We start from the raw sequence: 17,857 nt of genomic DNA on the forward strand, positions 1-17,857 counted from the left end.
GCTCGTCTGAACGCAAGGCGAGTGTCTGACAGTCTGATTTACTAAATTACAGGCATGGCACGACAACTTTGTTGCGTCAAAGGCAGGACGCACGGTACAAGCGGTTCAAGGATTTTTCGCTCAAGCAAGGGCGAGGTGCAGGGAGGCGGGAAGCTATGACCAGAGTCATTCTGGAGATCGATACGCAACTGTATCGATTGCTGAAATCATCAGCCGAGACCAATCATTTGAGTCTCGAAGAAGAGTGCTGCCGGCGTCTGGAGGGGGCCGAGCGACGTTCACGTTATTTGCAAGCGTTGTTGGCAGAACTGCGCGCCGAGGATGAACAGCGGCGCGCCACTTCCCGATGATTACTTCTTCTTGGCCGGAGCCGCTTTCGGGCAGTCCGATTCCTGATAGCTGGCCGAGCCGACTGAGCGGTTGGTCTTCACCTCAGTGAAGTCGTAACGCATGACCGCGCCCTTGGCCATCAGTTTGCGGAACGATGGGTTGTTGCATACAGAGGCGCCAAGCTGGAAATACACGGCTTTCGGGTCGGCACGCATCTTGTTGGCGTGGCTGCTTTGTACGCTTAGATGGTTGATCAGCGTGTTGCCTTCGACGGTGTAGCCCTGATCAAGAATGTCTTCGTTGATCGCCCGTGGAGTACCAACACTGCTTTGTGTGGCGACGTTTCGCAGCTCTCTGTTGAGATTCTGCTCACTCAAGGAAGCAGCCTGAGCGCTGAAGGACGACGCCAGCAAAATGGCAGCGGTGGGAACGATAAGGCGCAGCATGAAACTCTCCTGGTTCAGTGACTGGTGGTTCGACCCGTCACATGACTGTGCGTTCAGTGGCGGCGAATTATAGGGGACGAGGCCTGGGCGGTACAGGCTTGCGCCGGCTGCTCTGATAAACTGCCGCTACTTTCTGCCCTGCCGAGTGTTTTTCGTGTCGATTTTCTTCCCCTGCCGGCGTTGCCTGCGATGAACCCTGCAACCCCACGCTTTGCTGCCAACGCAGTAGCCCGCTTGCGCGATGAGCGAGAGGAAGAGGGCATCAAGCCGATTCAGGCCCGAGGCTGGAGGGCACCGCGTTGCCGAGCCTGCCGCGTGATCGAGAGTCACTGTCTGTGCGCCTGGCGCCCGCAAGTCGAGGCCCGCTCTGGCGTGTGCCTGATCATGACCAACAAGGAAGTGTTCAAGCCGAGCAACACCGGTTGGCTGATCGCCGATGTGGTGCGCGACAACCATGCATTCATCTGGTCGCGTACGGAGGTTGATGAGCAATTGCTGGCGCTGCTGGCCGACCCGCAATGGCAACCTTATCTGGTGTTTCCGGGTGAGTACGTCGAACCCGAACGTGTCACAAACAGCGTCGATGCCGATAATTCGAAGCGTCCGCTGTTCATTCTCCTGGATGCCACCTGGACAGAAGCCCGGAAGATTTTCCGCAAAAGCCCCTACTTTGATCGGCTTCCGATCCTGAGCCTGTTGCCCGAGAAGTTGTCGCGGTACCGGTTGCGCCGATCGACCCGCAGCGAGCATTTATGCACAGCCGAAGTGGCGGCGTTGTGTCTCGATCTGGCGGGTGATACCGAGGCCGCGTCGGCACTGGACGCTTATTTCGACGTGTTCAGCCAACATTACCTCGATGCCAAACATCAGCTTGAAATGAATGTTTCAACACCGGCACACGCCGAGCTGATGCCTTTTGTGTAAATCGGCGCCCCTGTCACGCGCTGATTGTCGCCCATACTGCAAAGAACTGTACTGGCCATGCACCTTGACCACCCCGGCTTCGCTGGGCATGCTTGGCGCCGATTAGGGCGCGGCCAAAGTTTGATACGCCGTATTCTTTACGTGGATAGCCACGTGATTGGCGTTGAACGTGCCCTGTTGGTACAGCTCCGTGGCTGTACCTCGAGTTGTTTGAAAAACAGGATCATTTGAAAAATGGCCACATACGAAATCCTGATTGCCGATGACCACCCTCTTTTTCGTAGCGCCCTGCATCAAGCGTTGACCCTGGGTCTGGGCCCGGAAGTCCGTCTGGTGGAAGTGGCAAGCATTGCCGAGCTGGAAACCCGTCTGGACGAGAAGTCCGACTGGGATCTGGTGCTGCTGGACCTGAACATGCCGGGGGCCTACGGTTTTTCAGGGCTGGTGCTGCTGCGCGGTCAGTATCCGCAGATTCCGGTGGTCATGGTGTCGGCCCAGGAAGAAGCCTCGATCATGGTCAAGTCCCGTGAGTTCGGCGCCAGTGGCTTCATCCCCAAGTCCAGTGATCTGAGCGTCATTCAGAAAGCCGTACGCGCGGTGCTCGATGGTGATGTGTTCTGGCCGCCCCAGGCGTTCGAGGCGGTCAGCGTTTCCGCCGAAGCCAAGGCCGCGAGCGAAGGCCTTGCGAGCCTGACGCCTCAGCAGTTTCGTGTCCTGACCATGGTCTGTGAAGGCTTGTTGAATAAGCAAATTGCCTACGAGCTGAGCGTTTCCGAAGCGACGATCAAGGCCCATGTGACGGCGATTTTTCGCAAGCTGAATGTGCGGACCCGGACCCAGGCGGCGTTGCTTTTGCAACAACTTGAGTCAATTTCGAACTAATAAGGCGCGGCGCGTTCACGCTTTTTTGACTGTGCTTAATCTAGCCTTCCCACTTCATTTTTTGGTCAGTTGCCTACTTTATGTCACCTTTCAAAGGCCAAACCGGCCTAAAACGCATCCTCAACGCCTCCGGCTATTCGCTGGACGGTCTGCGTGCAGCCTTCACCGGCGAAGCGGCCTTTCGGCAACTGGTGTGGCTCAACGTGATATTGATTCCGCTGTCGTTCTTCCTGAACGTCAGTCGTGTCGAGCAGGCGTTGTTGATTGCAGTCTGCCTGTTGGCGTTGATTGTCGAATTGCTCAATTCGGCAGTGGAAGCGGCCATCGACCGCATTTCCCTTGAATTGCACCCGTTGTCCAAGAACGCCAAGGACATGGGCAGCGCCGCTCAGTTTGTAGCCTTGAGCATGATTGCGCTGGTCTGGGCAGTCATCCTGCTTTAAGCGATAGTCGGCAGAACGATCTCGTCGCTGCGCTGCACCCCGGCGGTGAAGGCGCGGCACAGGTCGAGGAATTCGCGCATCGCTGATGTCTGATATTTCTGTTTGTGCCAGATGAAATAGAATTGCCGCGCCAGATCCAGATCCGGCGTCTCCACGGGCACCAGGCTGCCGCGGCGGAATGCATCGCGCAGTGCCAGGCGAGAAATGCAGCCAATCCCCAATCCGGACTCCACCGCACGCTTGATCGCTTCGGTGTGTTCCAGTTCCAGTCGGATATTCAGCGAGCTGCGATGGTGACGCATGGCCTGGTCAAAGGTCAGACGCGTGCCGGAGCCCTGTTCCCGCAGAATCCAGGCCTCGTGGGTTAGCTCTTCCATGGTCGCCGTGCCGCGCTTGGCCAGTGGATGCTGGGGCGCGCAGAACACCACCAATTCATCCTCGACCCAGCTCTGCACTTCTATGTCTGGATGACTACAGTCGCCTTCGATTAGACCCAGATCAATTTCATAGTGGGCGACCTGCTGCACAATGTTGGCAGTGTTCTGCACGTGCAGCTTCACCTGGCTTTCCGGATGGCGCTGCATGAAGCTGCCGATCAGCAAGGTGGCCAGGTAATTGCCGATGGTCAGTGTCGCGCCGACCGCCAGAGAGCCGAATCCCGACTTGCCATTGAGCAAGTCTTCGATTTCTTTGGACTGGTCGAGCAGCGCCACCGCTTGCGGCAGCAGCTGTTTGCCGAGGGCGTTGAGGCTCAGCCGTTTGCCGGCGCGGTCGAACAGCTGACAGCTGGACTGACGCTCTAGCTCGGTGATCGAGGTGCTCGCCGCCGATTGCGAGAGGTTGAGCAGACCCGCAGCACGGGATACGCTTTCCTGCTGGGCGACGGCGACGAATACTTGAAGTTGACGGAGAGTAAATCGCATATCTATATAACCGATAACCCTTATCTTAATAATCCAGTTAACAGATATTGTGGCTGCCATTAGAATGCGATGCAATTGCGCACAGCAGCTCATTTTTCGCAGAGCAGGCGCAGAGCATGCGCAGACAATCTCCAGGAGTCCCACGTACATGAGCAACATGAACCACGAGCGTGTCCTCAGTGTTCACCACTGGAACGACACTCTGTTCAGCTTCAAGTGCACCCGCGATCCGGGCCTGCGCTTCGAGAACGGTCAGTTCGTGATGATCGGCCTGCAACAGCCCAACGGCCGGCCGCTCATGCGCGCTTACTCGATTGCCAGCCCGAACTGGGAAGAGCATCTCGAGTTCTTCAGCATCAAGGTGCCTGATGGCCCGCTGACTTCCCAGTTGCAGCATCTGAAGGAAGGCGACGAAATCATCATCAGCAAAAAGCCTACCGGCACGCTGGTGCTGGATGACTTGAAGCCTGGCAAACATTTGTACCTGCTCAGCACCGGTACCGGTCTGGCGCCGTTCATGAGCGTCATCCAGGACCCGGAAACCTACGAGCGTTTCGAAAAAGTGATCCTGTGCCACGGCGTGCGTTACGTCAACGAAGTCGCTTACCGCGAGTTCATCACCGAGCACTTGCCGCAGAACGAGTTCTTCGGCGAGGCCTTGCGTGACAAGTTGATCTACTACCCGACTGTGACCCGTGAGCCGTTCGAGAACGAAGGTCGCCTGACCGACCTGATGCGCAGCGGCAAGCTGTTCAGCGACATCGGTCTGCCACCGATCAACCCGCAAGACGACCGCGCCATGCTGTGCGGCAGCCCGAGCATGCTCGACGAGACCAGCGAAGTGTTGAACAGCTTCGGCCTGAAAGTGTCGCCGCGGATGCGCGAGCCGGGTGATTACCTGATCGAGCGAGCGTTCGTCGAGAAGTAAGCACACCGCATCACTGAAAAGCCCCCATTGCCTGTGCAGGCAATGGGGGCTTTTTTATGCCCAATGCAAACCTTGTAGGAGCTGTCGAGTGAAACGAGGCTGCGATCTTTTGATCTTGTTTTTTAAAAGCAACATCAAAAGATCGCAGCCTCGTTTCACTCGACAGCTCCTACAGGTTGGAGGCGGGAATGACTTCAAGGACGCGAATTACACCCGCCTCGGGGTAATGCCAACGTACGTCCAGGTCCCAGAACTGCGCGCCGTATTCCCGTTCGGGTGTAGGAATCTGATACGCCGGACGTGGGTCTTGTGCCAGGCATTGCTCAATCAGCGCCACCAGCGGTTCTTCAAGGCGCTGAGCATGGCTGTGAGCCTGTTGCAGCGCTGAGTCCGTCCACTGCACGGGAATCAGCTGCGGCGCAGCGCTGGCGATGCTGTTGGAGGCCGTATCGATGATGTCGGCGTAAGGCACGTAGGGTTTGATGTCGAGAATCGGTGTGCCGTCCAGCAGGTCGATGCCGGATATCCACAGGCGATTGGCTTCAACCTTGTCCAGTTTGACCACTGACTGGCCGATGCCATTGGGGCGATGCGTCGCGCGGGTGGCGAACACGCCCATGGATTTGTTACCGCCGAGGCGAGGAGGGCGGACTTTCAGCCGTGGCTTTTCTTCCAGTGCCTGATGAAACAGGAACAGCAGCCACACGTGGCTGACCTGTTCCAGACCTTGCACCGCATCGCCCTGATCGAACGGCGCCACCAGTTCCAGTACGCCGCGAGCGGCCGGGGCCAGTTGTGGCTGGCGCGGGATGGCGAACTTCTCCTTGAAGCAGGAGCGCACAAAGCCGATTGGGGAAACGCTGTAGGTCATGGTCTGGGGTCGAGGCGGGGTGAGGGCGGGCATGATAACCCGAGCGACCGTCGGACCGGTGGTGCCTGTCTATCCGTCATCGCGAGCAAGCTCGCTCCCACAGGGAAACGCGGTCAAATGTGGGAGCGAGCTTGCTCGCGATGGCCGCACCGCCGACTTTAGAGACTGAACCCGCCATCCAAAGGGATGATATTGCCGGTCATGTAGGCCCCGGCCGTACTCGCCAGACTGATCGCCAGCGCCGCCATCTCTTCCTCCCGGCCCCAGCGTTTCATTGGAATCAACGCCGTGTCGTCGGCCAACGCCTGCTCATCATTGCCAATGTGCTGAGTCATCTTGCTCGGAAAACGCCCCGGTGCGATGACGTTGACATTGATGTGCTGGTTCACCAGCTCCCGCGCCAGAATCCGCGACAGTTGATGCAGGGCAGCCTTACTCGGTCCATAGGCATATGCCTGCTCGCCAAAAGATGAAATTCCCGCCACTGAACCGATATTGATAATTCGCGCCGGATTCGCTGCCGAACTGGCCTTACGCAGCAGCGGCAAAAACTGCTGAATGCAGTTGAACACCGAGGTCACGTTCAGCTGCATGACCTTTTCCCAGCCCTTGACCGGGTAGCTCTCCAGCGGCGCACCCCACGTAGTGCCGGCGTTGTTCACCAGAATATCCAGATGAGTGATCTGCTCGCCCAGTCGCGTAGCCAGCTCAAGTACGCCTTCTTCGGTGGCCAGGTTGGCCGCCACTCCGTGGCAACGACCGAATGCGCTCAATTCATCGGCCGTTTGCTGACAGGCTTCGGCATCCCGGGCGCAGACGTATACGGTGGCGCCAGCCTCGACAAAAGCCTTGGCGATCATTTTGCCGATACCGCGTGTGCCGCCGGTCACCAGAGCGGTGCGGCCTTGCAGGGAAAAATACGGGTGCATGGCGAATCCTGAGAGCTGAGGGTCAATACACCCTAGTCGTCAGCCGCGGGAAGCGGAGCCACTATTTTTGCGAGGAATGAGGGTCTATACGGTCTTGTAGGAGCTGTCGAGTGCAACGAGGCTGCGATCTTTTGATCTTGTTTTTTAAAATCAAAGTCAAAAGATCGCAGCCTCGTTGCTCTCGACAGCTCCTACACAGTAGATCCGTCTCGCACGTTATTGCGGGCGAACGCGCAGGGTCAGGCCCTTGAGGAAGTTGCGCAGCAACTGGTCGCCGCACGGGCGGTAGTTGGTGTGGCCGAACTTGCGGAACAGCGCGCTCAGCTCAGGCTTGGACACCGGGAACTCGGAGGCCTTGAGGATGGCGTGCATGTCGTCTTCTTTCAGTTCGAAAGCCACACGCAGTTTCTTCAGGATGATGTTGTTGGTCACCGGCACTTCGATCGGCTGTGGCGGACGGCTTTCGTCCTTGCCGCGCTTGAAGATCACCAGGCCATCGAGGAAATGCGCAATGACTTCATCCGGGCAGCGTACGAAGCCTTCCTCGTCTTCCTCTTTCTTGTCGAGGTACGTCACCAGGTCTTCCAGGGCCACGTCCATGCCGCCGAGCTTGATGATCTCGATGACTTTTTTGTCGCTGATGTCGAGCATGTAGCGCACGCTGCGCAGTACGTCGTTATGAATCATGGTGTGCAGTCCTGATATTCAGCAGTGGGCGCCGCATAAACAGCGGCGCCAAAATGTATGGCGGCGTGAAAAGTCTTAGAACTTCTCTTTGCCGGACAGGTAGCGCCATTGCCCCAACGGCACTTTGCCGATGGACACGCCGCCAATGCGGATGCGGCGGATGGCGACGACCTTCAGGCCTACGGCCTGGCAGAACAGGGCGATGACGCCCGGTTGTGGGTTCTTCATCGCAAAACGCAGGCGGTTTTCGTTCTGCCAGCTGGCTTTGACCGGCGGCAGTTCCTTGCCCTTGTAGGTCAGGCCGTGGTTCAGGCGGTTGAGGCCGTGAGCCACCATGTCACCTTCAACTTCGACCACATACTCTTGCTCGATCTTGGCGGAGTCGGCAGTGAGTTTGCGCAGGATCTTCCAGTCCTGGGTGAACACCAAAAGACCGCTGGCGTTGGCCTGCAGGTCGGTGCTGGCGGTCAGCCGCAGGAAGTGGCCCTTGAGCGGACGTTTGCTGAAGCGGTGTTCTTCGCTCAAGGTCTCGGCGCTGATCGTTGCCATGGCCGTTTCCGCATCCATGCCCACGGGCACGTTCAGCAGGATGGTCACCGGTTCCGGCGCCGTGGCCTTGGCTTCTGGATCGAGCTCGACTTTCTGGTTCTCGACCTTGAACTGCGGCTCGTCGATGACTTCACCGTCCACGGTGACCCAGCCGCCCTCGATGAACAGCTCAGCCTCCCGACGGGAACAGCCGACGAGTTCGATGAGGCGTTTGGAGAGACGAATCGGGTCAGTCATGACAGGGCCGTAACAAAAAAGGGGTGGGCATTGTACCTGCGTGGCGCCGGTTAATCCCGGCTCCATTTGCCGCATTTGCTTTTAATGTGGGAGCGGGCTTGCTCGCGAATGCGGTAGATCAGTCAATTTATCTGTTGAATGACACACTGCATTCGCGAGCAAGCCCGCTCCCACATTGTTCGATGTTGTGTCAGCCATTGCGTGTCAATTGTTGTGCCCGACGCAAACGCATATGCAGCAGCGGATAAGGCTGGCCCATGCCATCGACTTCCGAGCGACCGATCACCTCAAAGCCTTGCTTGAAGTAGAATCCCAGCGCCTGCGGGTTCTGTTCGTTGACGTCCAGTTCGTCGGCATTCAGGTGTTCCATCGCATAGCGTAGCAACTGCTTGCCCAGGCCCTGACCACGGTGAGCAGGGTCGATGAAAAGCATTTCGATCTTGCCCGCTGCGATCCCGGCGAACCCGGTGATGCGCTGGCGCGGGTCTTTGGTGCAGATCAGCATCACCGCATCGAGGTAGCGCGTCAGCACCAGGTTCTTCAGCAGTTCAATGTAGCTGTCCGGCAGAAAGTCATGGGTGGCGCGCACCGAGGCTTCCCAGACCTGAGTGAGTTCTTCGTAGTCGCTCTGTTTCGGCGTGTGGATGACCGAATGTTGGCGCATGGCCGGCTGCCCCTTTTGCAGTTGATGATGCGAATCCTTTCTCCTACAAAACGATAGACGTAAAAAAGCCCCGCATCTCGTCAAGAGAGCAGGGCTTTTCGTATTTTTTGCGTTTAGATCTGTTCAGCCCACAGGTCGTATTCGTCGGCGTCGGTCACTTTGCACCAGACTTTATCGCCTGGTTTGAGGTTGCTGCCGTTGTCGATGAACACATTGCCGTCGATTTCCGGGGCATCGAAGAAGCAGCGGCCGACTGCACCTTGCTCGTCGACTTCGTCGACCAATACTTCGATTTCACGGCCGACGCGCATTTGCAGACGAGCCGAACTGATCGCTTGCTGGTGCGCCATGAAGCGATCCCAGCGGTCTTGCTTGACGTCGTCCGGCACGATGGCCGCGTCCAGCAGGTTGGCTGGTGCGCCTTCGACCGGCGAATACTGGAAGCAGCCGACGCGATCGAGTTGCGCTTCGGTCAGCCAGTTCAGCAGGTACTGGAAGTCTTCTTCGGTTTCGCCAGGGAAGCCGACGATGAAGGTCGAACGGATGATCAGGTCCGGGCAGATTTCGCGCCAGTTCTTGATGCGCGCCAGGGTCTTGTCTTCGAAGGCCGGGCGTTTCATCGCTTTCAGGACTTTCGGGCTGGCGTGCTGGAAGGGGATGTCCAGGTACGGCAGGATTTTCCCGGCGGCCATCAGCGGAATCAGCTCGTCGACGTGCGGGTACGGGTAAACATAGTGCAGACGAACCCAGACGCCGAGGGTGCTCAGGGCTTCACAGAGTTCGGTCATGCGGGTTTTCACCGGCGCGCCGTTCCAGAAACCGGTGCGGTACTTCACGTCAACACCGTAAGCGCTGGTGTCTTGCGAGATCACCAACAGCTCTTTGACGCCGGCCTTGACCAGGCGCTGGGCTTCGTCCAATACATCACCGACTGGACGGCTGACCAGTTTGCCGCGCATCGACGGGATGATGCAGAAGCTGCAGCTGTGGTTGCAGCCTTCGGAAATTTTCAGGTAGGCGTAGTGGCGCGGGGTCAGCTTGATGCCTTGCGGCGGCACCAGGTCGATCAGCGGGTTGTGATCCTGACGCGGTGGCACGGCGTCGTGCACGGCGTTGACCACTTGCTCGTATTGCTGCGGGCCGGTCACGGCCAGCACACTTGGGTGCACCTTGCGAATGTTGCCTTCTTCGACGCCCATGCAGCCGGTCACGATGACCTTGCCGTTTTCCTTGATGGCTTCGCCGATCACTTCCAAAGATTCAGCCTTGGCCGAGTCGATGAAGCCGCAGGTATTGACCACCACGACGTCAGCGTCCTGATAAGTGGACACAACGTCATAGCCTTCCATGCGCAGCTGGGTAAGGATGCGCTCGGAGTCGACCAGTGCTTTGGGGCAACCCAGGGATACGAAGCCAACCTTTGGATTGGCCGGCGCAGGAGTGGTGGACATGTCTAACCTCGGTATTTGTGACGCCTCCAGCCGAAGACGGCAAGGCGACAGACGGGCGCTTTGCTGCGCCTCTGATCAAAAAGTGCGCAATTCTAGCGATGAGAGGCGCACTTGACCAGCTTTATGCAGGGAAATACGACGAGTGCTGCGCTATGCTTCGCGCCGTTACGCTTTACCGATTTTTTACAGCCAACAAAACGTCTGTAACCTTAAGTAAAACAGCGCATGCTGCACGGCAAAGCATAGTGCTTCTTATAAGAAGTCCGGGTCTGAGTAGTAGGAGTTTTGGATGGGGCAGGCAAGTAGTCAGACGGCGGGCTCTGAGCATTCGGCGGCAAAGCCGATCGGCATGCTGGTCGCGGCGGTCGGGGTGGTTTATGGCGATATCGGCACGAGCCCGCTATACACCCTCAAAGAAGTGTTTTCCAGTGCCTATGGCGTGCCCGTCAATCATGACGGCGTGCTGGGGATTCTGGCGCTGATCTTCTGGTCGCTGATCTGGGTCGTGTCGATCAAGTACATGATGTTCGTACTGCGCGCCGACAACCAGGGCGAAGGCGGGATCATGGCCTTGACCGCTTTGGCTCGACGGGCCGCAGCGGGGCATCCGAAGTTGCGTAGTTTGCTGGTGGTCTGCGGGCTGATCGGCGCGGCGTTGTTCTACGGCGACAGCATGATCACCCCGGCGATTTCCGTGCTCTCGGCGATTGAAGGCCTGGGGCTGGCATTCGACGGCATCGACCATTGGGTGGTGCCGCTGTCGTTGGTCGTGCTGGTGGCGCTGTTCCTGATTCAGAGTCACGGTACCGCGCGGATCGGCATTCTGTTCGGGCCGATCATGGTCACCTGGTTTGTGGTGCTGGGGGCGCTGGGTGTCTATGGCATTCTGCAGCACCCGGAAGTGTTGCACGCGATGAACCCTATGTGGGGCGTGCGCTTCTTCATGGACCACCCGGGCATGGGCGTGACGATCCTCGGCGCGGTGGTGCTGGCGTTGACCGGTGCCGAAGCGCTGTACGCCGACATGGGCCACTTCGGTCGCAAGCCGATCGCCCGTGCATGGTTCATCCTTGTGCTGCCGGCACTGGTGCTGAACTACTTCGGCCAGGGGGCGCTGCTGCTCGGTGATCCGGAAGCCGCGCGCAACCCGTTCTATCTGTTAGCACCGAGCTGGGCGCTGATTCCATTGGTGGGATTGTCGACCATGGCCACGGTGATTGCCTCCCAAGCGGTGATTTCCGGTGCGTTCTCCCTGACCCGTCAGGCGATCCAGCTCGGCTACATTCCGCGCATGCACATTCGACACACCTCCAGCGCCGAACAAGGCCAGATCTACATTGGCGCGGTGAACTGGGCGCTGATGGTCGGCGTGATTCTTCTGGTGTTGGGTTTCGAATCCTCCGGCGCGCTGGCCTCGGCCTATGGCGTGGCGGTGACTGGCACCATGCTGATGACCAGCATTCTGGTATCGGCGGTGATATTGCTGCTGTGGAAATGGCCTCCGGTCCTCGCGGTTCCGCTGTTGCTTGGTTTCCTGTTTGTGGACGGTCTGTACTTCGCTGCCAACGTGCCGAAAATCATTCAGGGCGGGGCGTTCCCGGTGATCGCCGGTATCGTGCTATTTGTGCTGATGACCACCTGGAAACGCGGCAAGCAACTGCTGGTCGATCGTCTCGACGAGGGTGGCTTGCCGCTGCCGATCTTCATCAGCAGCATCGCCGTGCAACCACCGCATCGCGTTCAGGGCACTGCCGTGTTCCTGACCGCTCGCCCGGATGCCGTGCCTCATGCCCTGTTGCACAACCTGCTGCATAACCAGGTGCTGCACGAGCAAGTGGTGCTGCTGACGGTGGTGTACGAAGACATCCCGCGTGTGCCTGCATCCCGGCGTTTCGAGGTGGATGCCTACGGCGAAGGTTTCTTCCGGGTGATCCTGCACTTTGGCTTCGTCGACGAGCCGGACGTGCCGCAAGCGCTGAAGCTGTGTCATCTCGATGACCTGGACTTCAGCCCGATGCGCACCACCTACTTCCTTAGCCGCGAGACGGTTATCGCCTCCAAACTCGAAGGCATGGCGCGCTGGCGCGAGGGGCTGTTCGCCTTCATGTTGCAGAACGCCAACGGTAATCTGCGCTTCTTCAATTTGCCGTTGAACCGGGTGATTGAGCTGGGGACGCAGGTAGAGATGTAAGCCACAACAAAAAGCCCCCGTTGCCATTGCGGTTGCGGGGGCTTTTTTATGTCTGGTCTCTTGGTGCCTTTAATTGCGCTCAGGCAGCTATTTTTTAGATTCGGCCTTTGTCCGAGCAGCTGGAGGTGGCGGCGTCAGTACCTTCACTACATCATCAATTACGGCCTTGCTCATTGCCGTCAGGTAATGCGCGGCCCAGGCGTGTCGGTCGGTGTCGCGGGCGTAGGCAGCATCTTTAGTCAGGTCCTTGGCAAGGAACAGAAAATCAGAGGCCATGGCTAGCGCATCACCGAGGGGGACGTCTCGACTGACACGGAACAGTGCCTTGTTTGAGCAGTAGATGAAGGGGGTGAGGCCGATGGTTTTCAGTTCGTCTGGTTCTGATGGATTTGTTTTGGTCATGGTTTTATTCCTGGGTTCGAGGAGCTGCCATTTCCGTTACCACACGAAAGGGAGGCAGCTGTACGCAGGGTGGTAAACCGGGAACCAAGGAAACCGGCACGCCCGAGGGCGTCCCACGCACAGCCGCCATAACTTGAGATCGCAGACATAAAAAATGCCTGTGTTCGGGATGAAGGCGCTGTTGCGCTGGTTTCGCCGGGTTACCACACCCGATCGCTGAATGGTCAGCGACGTCCGGAGAGTATCCCTTCGAAGAAAAGCGCAACAAGGCATCAAAGTGCCCAAAAAGAACGATTCGGAGTTTGCCTACAAGGTATGCGGGCGTCATCCGATATTTCGACACCTTAAGTAAACGATACGTTGAGCTGCGTGTTCAGATTTGCACGATGTGAAGAGAGGTGAGTATGACGGCATTATCAGTGCGTGCTGTCCAAGCAGTATCGACGACTGCAATGGTCAGGGGCTTCAGTACGAGACTCAAGGAGATCTCTAGCCGTGCCCTTGAGTGCTTGGTCATTGTCGAAAATAATCAGCCAGCAGCGGTCATTATCAATGTCGATGCCTATCAGGAAATGCTCGACGAGCTTAAGGATCTTCGCGTTGAAGCAGCGGCTGTGGAGCGCTTGACCGGTTTTGATCAGGCCAATGCAATTTGTCACGACGTTATGAGGGCACGGTACGCCAGGAAAGACTAGGTGCCAGTATCGAGGGCGGTAGACGCATCCGCACAGGCGGCACGCGGATCCTGTGGTAGCGGGCTTGCTCGCGAAAGCGGTCTGACATTCAAAATTGATGTCGGCTGATAGATTGCATTCGCGAGCAAGCCCGCTCCCACAGGGGATTTGTGGTGTTTGCAATGAATAAAAAAAGCCCCCGCAACCTTAAGGCTGCGGGGGCTTTTTCGTAGGCAGGACTCAGATCACTCCTGAGCCGCCGTCTCCTTCGCTTGACGCTTCTCGATCACATCAACCAACCGCTGAGCCAGCGCCGGATAGTTCTCGTCGAAGTGGTGACCACCCGGCAGTTTCATCGCCTCGCCAACCGCGGTCTTGTCGGTACAGCCGCTCTCGTCGACTTCCTCTTCGCCGTAGATGCATACCACTTTCTCCGGCGGCAGTTTGGCCATTTCCGGGCCGGTGGCGGCTTCTTTGCCGGCGTTGCCGAGCCAACCCTCGACTTCGATTTCGAAGCTGCCGGTGCGGGCGAAGGCCAGCAGGATGATTGCGTCGACACGCTGCTGTTCCGATGCCTCCAGGCGGTTGTAGATCGCTGGCAGGACGTCGGCGCCGAACGAGTAACCGGTCAGGATGAAGCGCTTGGAGCCCCATTTCTGCCGGTAGTGCTGCATCAGCTCGGCGAGGTCCAGGGCGCTTTGCTCCGGGCTCTTGTGCTGCCAGTAGTAGCGCAGGGTATCGATGCCGACCACCGGGTAGCCGATCTTCGCCATCTCGCCCGCTACGTCGCGGTCCAGGTCGCGCCAGCCGCCGTCACCGGACAGGAACAGGGTCACGGTGTCCTTGGCTTGGCCGGCAGGCACTTCGACCACCGGGATCTGCAAGCCGCCAGCGGCTTTATCGCCGCCAACGAGGATCTTGCGCAGTTCGTTGTTCAGCACTTGCGGCAGGTTGATGTCGTAGTCACTGATGCTGGTTTCGGCATTGGGTTGGTCGCGCACGAAGCCGGCACTGGTGTCGTCCGGGTTGTCGTTCCAGGCCACCAGCCAGTGCCCGTGAGCGGCGCTTTTCGGTAGCAGGTGAGTGCAGCCGGGTCTTTCCAGGGCCAGGTCCACCGAAACGGCCTGGGCCTTGTCACTCTTCTGCTCGGACAACCAGCGCCATGCCAGCACGGCGCCAGGGCCGATGCCGCTGACCAGGGTCGCCGGGCCTTTGAGTTCTCTCAGGGCCGATTGCAGGGCGCGACTTTGCAGCAAGCAGTCTTTGGGCAGGATCACCTGAACAATCTGCGCCGAGCCGGCGCGGCTCAGGGTCATCAACTGTTTGTTGCTGAGCTTCTGCTCTTCATTTACCGCCACCAGCACCTGCGCGCGTGGCGTGTTGCCGGGGATGACGCGGGTCATCGCGGCGCCATCGGCCGGCGTCAGCTGTTCGAGGGTCGGTTCGGGTGCCGGGCGTTTCAGGTACCAGTAACCGCCACCGAGAATCAGGGCCAGCACTACCAGTGTGGCCAGTACGTACCGCAATGAGCGTTGAATCATCAGCGTTTCACCAATCCAGTCAAGCCACCCGCAATCAGGGCAGCAGTGTCGGCCAGGGCAACCAGCGGATCGAGTCCGGCGGGCACGGCCATATAACGGGGTTCCCAGTCAGGCTGGAATTTGTCTTTGAAACGGCGCAAGCCTTGAAAGTTGTAGAGCTGCTCACCACGGCGGAAAACCATCGAGCCCAGACGCTGGGTCAGGGGTGCACCACGACGGGGTTGCAACCCCGACAACGGCACCATGCCCAGGCTGAAGCGCGCGTATCCATGATTTTTATAATGTTGAATCAGGCCGACCATCATGAACTCCATGGTCAGCTTGGGGGCATCCGGGTGCGCGCGCATCAGGTCGAGGCTGGCCAGTTCATGGCCGTAAGTCTCGAGCAGGTTGGCGAACGCCACCGGGCGCCCTTCGAAACGAATCACCGCGACGCGGAAATGTTTGAGGTAATCATCGCTGAAACGGCCGAGCGAGAAGCCTTTCTCGCGCACGTTCTTGCCAGTCAGCCAGGCTTCGGAAATTACCTTGAGCTCATCCATCGGTGCTTGCCCTGGATCAAAGATCTCCAGCGACAGGCCATCGCGAGTGCCGCGGTTCCAGGTGTAGCGCAGGTCTTTCATCTCTTTGCCTTTGGCCTCGAGATCAAAGCGCAGCAGATCGACCCGGGCTTCTTCGCCGAGCTTGATCGCGGTCAGGCCGATGTCCATGTAGTACGGCAGGTTCTCGGCGCGCACTTGATAGAACACAGGACGGGCGTGGTGGATGTCGCAGAGGTCGCGGAACTGCCAGATCATTTCCGCCCGCTGCTGGGTCGGGCCGATCGGGTCATACAAGGCCACCAGGCTGCGACCACGGCGTGCGTACATCAGGAACGCCTGGTCGTTGGGGTGAAACAACAGCGCCTTGTCACCGGTCAGGGCGAGGCCGCCATCCGGTTGTGCGGAGGCCATGAGGATCTTTACCGCGCGACCCAGTTCATCGGGTGTTGGCAAATGAATAATCGGGCGCGCGGTGCGCAGCAGCCAGGTCAGGGACACCACCACCAGCAGCACGGCGGCGCCGAGCAGCGAGCGCAAGCCACGCGGGGCATCGGCGTCGAGGGTGAACTGCCACCAGAGCTGATGGCTATACGGGACGTCCTGATAGGCGAACAGCAGCAGCCAGATCGACGCACCGAGTACGCACAGGCTGGCCACCAGATACAGCGGCGAGAACGGCACCTCGGTCAGACGGCTCGGGCGATAGAACGAGCTGCGGAAAACCCCCAGCAGGCTCGCAGTCAGGGTCAGCAGGCAGGCTTCTTCCCAGTCGAAACCCTTGAGCAGAGAGAGCAAAGCGCCGACCAGCAACAGAATGGTGGTCAGCATCCACGCGGCGGACAGCCGACGGCGCAAGCCTTGAGCGAGCAGCAGGCAGAGGACGCCGGCCAGGCTGGCGCCGAAGTGCGAGGCATCGACCAGTCGGTGCGGAATCAGAAAACCGATGTGTTCCAGGCGGGTGTCGATTTCCGGGGTCACACCGGAGAACAGCAAAACGACACCGGACAGAAACACCAGTACCGCGAGGATCGGTGCGGCCAGACCAGAGGCTGCGCGCAGTGTCTGACGTGTCTGAAACAGGCGCTGGCCTTCATTGATCAACAAGAACACACAGGCCACCAGCAAGGGCAGCACGACATAGATCAGGCGATAGAGCAGAAGCGCGGCGGCCAGTGGTGCGGCGCCGAGTGTGTCGGCGAAGGCGGCCAGCAGGATGGCTTCAAATACGCCGACACCGCCGGGCACATGGCTGAGCACGCCTGCGGCCAGGGCCAGCAGGTACACCAGCAGGAACGCACCGAAGGGCGGTGCTTCCGGCAGCAACAGATAGAGCACGGTCGCGGCGGCGGCCACGTCCAGGGCGGTGATGATCAATTGCAGGAAGGTCAGGCGGCGGCCGGGGAGGCGCAAGGTGCGGCGTCCGACCTTGATCTTGATCAGCAGGTTGTCCGGGGAAGGCTGGTCCGGAAGGCGACGGCGGTAGATGCCGATGGCCAATACGCTGAAGAGCAGCAAGACGGCCGCGGCAACGATGCCCAGCAAACCTTCGGACAGTCCCAGGGCAGCCGAGGCGGCCGGCAGGTTGCTGAGGGTCGCGAGGGCGGCCAGTGGGGGCAGGGCGCAGCCGAGCGAAAGGCTGGCGAACAGCGTCATATGGGCGACGTCCGAAGCCCCCAAACCATGACGTGCATATAAACGGTAGCGGACCGAGCCCCCCGAGAGCATCGACAGGCCGATGGCATTGCCAATGGCAAAGGCGGTGAAGCCGCCCAGCGCCAGGGTTCGCGGTGCCAGTGTCACACCTGCGTAGCGGCTGGCGGACCATTCGTACCCGAGCAGAATGATGAAGCCGATCACGGTCGCCGCCAGTGCGCCCAGCAGTGCCGGTTTCGGAACTTCGAGAATCGAGTCATGCAAAGCGTACAGGTCGAGTTCGCTCAGCAGATGACGACAGGCAATCAGCGCGATAGCGAACAACAGCAAAGTGACCGCCAGGCCGATAGGCTGACGATATTTGCTGACCAGATCCAGCAAGCGCAGACGCTCGGCCTTGATCGGTTGTGTCGCTGTGACGGTGTCTTGTGGATCAGACGAGTTGGCGCGCATCAATCACCTCTTGGATTGTGCGCGACAGGATGGGGGTATCCAGCCAAGTTACCAATCCCTGTAGAAAAAAATAATCACAAATATTAACGCCTCTCACCGGCTATCGGCGATGGTACGTCATCAGTCGTAGAGGGTTC

General features: G+C 58.9%; 18 protein-coding genes. 7 read left to right on the forward strand and 11 right to left on the reverse strand.

From position 1 onward, the window contains the following. Positions 1–155: 155 nt before the first annotated feature. A complete protein-coding gene (locus CUN63_RS19550) occupies positions 156–350 on the forward strand; it encodes a hypothetical protein (protein WP_129441699.1) in 195 nt (64 codons plus the stop codon). Here CUN63_RS19550 and CUN63_RS19555 read toward each other — a convergent pair whose 3' ends face one another. Beyond that, on the reverse strand, positions 351–776 hold the full coding sequence (locus CUN63_RS19555; protein ID WP_008153984.1) for a PA3611 family quorum-sensing-regulated virulence factor: 426 nt from the start codon (positions 774–776) through the stop codon (positions 351–353). Between the two features lie 189 nt (positions 777–965). On the opposite strand from CUN63_RS19555, the gene CUN63_RS19560 reads away from it, so the two are divergent. The 3 genes from CUN63_RS19560 to CUN63_RS19570 all read left to right on the forward strand — a co-directional run bounded on the left by CUN63_RS19560 (position 966) and on the right by CUN63_RS19570 (position 3,025). Continuing rightward, positions 966–1,700, forward strand: coding sequence for a tRNA-uridine aminocarboxypropyltransferase (locus CUN63_RS19560; protein WP_129441701.1), 735 nt, complete (start codon positions 966–968; stop codon positions 1,698–1,700). Between the two features lie 234 nt (positions 1,701–1,934). After that, positions 1,935–2,582 (forward strand): response regulator transcription factor ErdR, encoded by a 648-nt coding sequence (gene erdR / locus CUN63_RS19565; protein WP_033053926.1) that lies wholly within the window; start codon positions 1,935–1,937, stop codon positions 2,580–2,582. A gap of 80 nt (positions 2,583–2,662) precedes the next feature. Next, positions 2,663–3,025: a diacylglycerol kinase gene (locus tag CUN63_RS19570; RefSeq protein WP_129441703.1), complete on the forward strand. Its 363-nt coding sequence runs from the start codon at positions 2,663–2,665 to the stop codon at positions 3,023–3,025. Here the strand turns inward: CUN63_RS19570 and CUN63_RS19575 are convergent. After that, on the reverse strand, positions 3,022–3,948 hold the full coding sequence (locus CUN63_RS19575; RefSeq protein ID WP_008153977.1) for a LysR family transcriptional regulator: 927 nt from the start codon (positions 3,946–3,948) through the stop codon (positions 3,022–3,024). The genes CUN63_RS19570 and CUN63_RS19575 overlap by 4 nt on opposite strands. Before the next feature lie 148 nt (positions 3,949–4,096). On the opposite strand from CUN63_RS19575, the gene fpr reads away from it, so the two are divergent. Further along, complete coding sequence (fpr, locus tag CUN63_RS19580; RefSeq protein ID WP_003443014.1) at positions 4,097–4,876, forward strand: ferredoxin-NADP reductase; 780 nt, start codon at positions 4,097–4,099, stop codon at positions 4,874–4,876. A 169-nt stretch (positions 4,877–5,045) separates the two neighbouring features. Here the strand turns inward: fpr and tsaA are convergent, their stop codons facing one another. The 6 genes from tsaA to rimO form a co-directional block, all read right to left on the reverse strand. Beyond that, positions 5,046–5,747 (reverse strand): tRNA (N6-threonylcarbamoyladenosine(37)-N6)-methyltransferase TrmO, encoded by a 702-nt coding sequence (gene tsaA / locus CUN63_RS19585; RefSeq protein WP_129445120.1) that lies wholly within the window; start codon positions 5,745–5,747, stop codon positions 5,046–5,048. A gap of 158 nt (positions 5,748–5,905) precedes the next feature. Then, a complete protein-coding gene (locus tag CUN63_RS19590) occupies positions 5,906–6,676 on the reverse strand; it encodes an SDR family oxidoreductase (RefSeq protein ID WP_129441705.1) in 771 nt (256 codons plus the stop codon). Between the two features lie 216 nt (positions 6,677–6,892). Beyond that, positions 6,893–7,363, reverse strand: coding sequence for a DUF1456 family protein (locus CUN63_RS19595; RefSeq protein WP_008153972.1), 471 nt, complete (start codon positions 7,361–7,363; stop codon positions 6,893–6,895). Positions 7,364–7,438: 75 nt separating this feature from the next. After that, on the reverse strand, positions 7,439–8,149 hold the full coding sequence (locus tag CUN63_RS19600; protein ID WP_008153970.1) for an rRNA pseudouridine synthase: 711 nt from the start codon (positions 8,147–8,149) through the stop codon (positions 7,439–7,441). Between the two features lie 190 nt (positions 8,150–8,339). Next, positions 8,340–8,813: a GNAT family N-acetyltransferase gene (locus CUN63_RS19605; RefSeq protein ID WP_129441707.1), complete on the reverse strand. Its 474-nt coding sequence runs from the start codon at positions 8,811–8,813 to the stop codon at positions 8,340–8,342. Positions 8,814–8,926: 113 nt separating this feature from the next. Beyond that, positions 8,927–10,264: a 30S ribosomal protein S12 methylthiotransferase RimO gene (rimO, locus tag CUN63_RS19610; protein ID WP_064676142.1), complete on the reverse strand. Its 1,338-nt coding sequence runs from the start codon at positions 10,262–10,264 to the stop codon at positions 8,927–8,929. 289 nt (positions 10,265–10,553) lie between these two features. Here rimO and CUN63_RS19615 point away from each other — a divergent pair, with 289 nt between their 5' ends. Further along, entirely contained in the window at positions 10,554–12,455 is a 1,902-nt protein-coding gene (locus CUN63_RS19615; protein ID WP_129441709.1) for a potassium transporter Kup, read from the forward strand. Positions 12,456–12,542: 87 nt separating this feature from the next. On the opposite strand, the gene CUN63_RS19620 is transcribed toward CUN63_RS19615, so the two are convergent. Beyond that, positions 12,543–12,857, reverse strand: a complete 315-nt coding sequence (locus CUN63_RS19620) for a DUF3077 domain-containing protein (RefSeq protein WP_129441711.1) — start codon at positions 12,855–12,857, stop codon at positions 12,543–12,545. A 404-nt stretch (positions 12,858–13,261) separates the two neighbouring features. Between CUN63_RS19620 and CUN63_RS19625 the strand changes: the two genes are divergently transcribed. Beyond that, the gene (locus CUN63_RS19625) at positions 13,262–13,552 is read left to right on the forward strand and encodes a type II toxin-antitoxin system Phd/YefM family antitoxin (protein ID WP_129441713.1); all 291 of its coding nucleotides are present in this window, start codon (positions 13,262–13,264) and stop codon (positions 13,550–13,552) included. Positions 13,553–13,776: 224 nt separating this feature from the next. On the opposite strand, the gene CUN63_RS19630 is transcribed toward CUN63_RS19625, so the two are convergent. Together CUN63_RS19630 and mprF are read right to left on the reverse strand one after the other, a co-directional pair. After that, the gene (locus tag CUN63_RS19630; RefSeq protein ID WP_129441715.1) at positions 13,777–15,072 is read right to left on the reverse strand and encodes a virulence factor family protein; all 1,296 of its coding nucleotides are present in this window, start codon (positions 15,070–15,072) and stop codon (positions 13,777–13,779) included. Then, positions 15,072–17,720 (reverse strand): bifunctional lysylphosphatidylglycerol flippase/synthetase MprF, encoded by a 2,649-nt coding sequence (mprF, locus tag CUN63_RS19635; protein ID WP_129441717.1) that lies wholly within the window; start codon positions 17,718–17,720, stop codon positions 15,072–15,074. Before mprF ends, CUN63_RS19630 begins: the two co-directional genes overlap by 1 nt. Positions 17,721–17,857: the final 137 nt, after the last annotated feature.

The organism is Pseudomonas sp. ACM7, assembly GCF_004136015.1.
Taxonomy (GTDB): Bacteria; Pseudomonadota; Gammaproteobacteria; order Pseudomonadales; family Pseudomonadaceae; genus Aquipseudomonas; species Aquipseudomonas frigoris.

Bases quoted from the DNA above. Each gene is read 5' to 3' on its own strand.
- CUN63_RS19550 (WP_129441699.1), top strand. From the start codon at position 156: ATGACCAGAGTCATTCTGGAGATCGATACGCAACTGTATCGATTGCTG.
- CUN63_RS19555 (WP_008153984.1), bottom strand. From the start codon at position 776: ATGCTGCGCCTTATCGTTCCCACCGCTGCCATTTTGCTGGCGTCGTCC.
- CUN63_RS19560 (WP_129441701.1), top strand. From the start codon at position 966: ATGAACCCTGCAACCCCACGCTTTGCTGCCAACGCAGTAGCCCGCTTG.
- erdR (WP_033053926.1), top strand. From the start codon at position 1,935: ATGGCCACATACGAAATCCTGATTGCCGATGACCACCCTCTTTTTCGT.
- CUN63_RS19570 (WP_129441703.1), top strand. From the start codon at position 2,663: ATGTCACCTTTCAAAGGCCAAACCGGCCTAAAACGCATCCTCAACGCC.
- CUN63_RS19575 (WP_008153977.1), bottom strand. From the start codon at position 3,948: ATGCGATTTACTCTCCGTCAACTTCAAGTATTCGTCGCCGTCGCCCAG.
- fpr (WP_003443014.1), top strand. From the start codon at position 4,097: ATGAGCAACATGAACCACGAGCGTGTCCTCAGTGTTCACCACTGGAAC.
- tsaA (WP_129445120.1), bottom strand. From the start codon at position 5,747: ATGACCTACAGCGTTTCCCCAATCGGCTTTGTGCGCTCCTGCTTCAAG.
- CUN63_RS19590 (WP_129441705.1), bottom strand. From the start codon at position 6,676: ATGCACCCGTATTTTTCCCTGCAAGGCCGCACCGCTCTGGTGACCGGC.
- CUN63_RS19595 (WP_008153972.1), bottom strand. From the start codon at position 7,363: ATGATTCATAACGACGTACTGCGCAGCGTGCGCTACATGCTCGACATC.
- CUN63_RS19600 (WP_008153970.1), bottom strand. From the start codon at position 8,149: ATGACTGACCCGATTCGTCTCTCCAAACGCCTCATCGAACTCGTCGGC.
- CUN63_RS19605 (WP_129441707.1), bottom strand. From the start codon at position 8,813: ATGCGCCAACATTCGGTCATCCACACGCCGAAACAGAGCGACTACGAA.
- rimO (WP_064676142.1), bottom strand. From the start codon at position 10,264: ATGTCCACCACTCCTGCGCCGGCCAATCCAAAGGTTGGCTTCGTATCC.
- CUN63_RS19615 (WP_129441709.1), top strand. From the start codon at position 10,554: ATGGGGCAGGCAAGTAGTCAGACGGCGGGCTCTGAGCATTCGGCGGCA.
- CUN63_RS19620 (WP_129441711.1), bottom strand. From the start codon at position 12,857: ATGACCAAAACAAATCCATCAGAACCAGACGAACTGAAAACCATCGGC.
- CUN63_RS19625 (WP_129441713.1), top strand. From the start codon at position 13,262: ATGACGGCATTATCAGTGCGTGCTGTCCAAGCAGTATCGACGACTGCA.
- CUN63_RS19630 (WP_129441715.1), bottom strand. From the start codon at position 15,072: ATGATTCAACGCTCATTGCGGTACGTACTGGCCACACTGGTAGTGCTG.
- mprF (WP_129441717.1), bottom strand. From the start codon at position 17,720: ATGCGCGCCAACTCGTCTGATCCACAAGACACCGTCACAGCGACACAA.